The 263-nt window shown below is 73.0% G+C and carries 1 protein-coding gene; it reads right to left on the bottom strand.

Annotated features, from left to right (window positions below; all coding sequences use genetic code 11):
* Window positions 1–263, bottom strand: a 263-nt coding sequence (locus tag BFF76_RS34310) for a condensation domain-containing protein (protein ID WP_244167385.1), incomplete at both ends; no start/stop codon positions are given.

The following is a 263-nucleotide window of genomic DNA, read 5'->3' as shown; positions in this document are numbered from 1 at the left end:
GGGGACACGGACGTCGGCCGGGGCGGTGATGTGCTGGTGCGGGCGGCTGTCGTGCTCGGGGAAGACGGTGCGTAGGGCCGCGTGCCGCCCGACGACGTCGCCGAGGGCCTGGCGCAGGGTCTCCGCGTCGAGCGGTCCGTCGATGCGCAGCGCGAAAGGGATGTTGTAGGTGGCGGAGGGGCCTTCGAGGCGGTGGAGGAACCACAGGCGCTGCTGGGCGTAGGACAGCGGGAGCACGGGTGGGCGTTCCTGCGGTACGAGGG

It is taken from the genome of Streptomyces mutomycini, from assembly GCF_001700505.1.
Taxonomy (GTDB): domain Bacteria; phylum Actinomycetota; class Actinomycetes; order Streptomycetales; family Streptomycetaceae; genus Streptomyces; species Streptomyces mutomycini.
The sequence above is the reverse complement of the archived record's forward strand: the minus strand, read 5'-3'. Positions and strand labels throughout refer to the sequence as shown.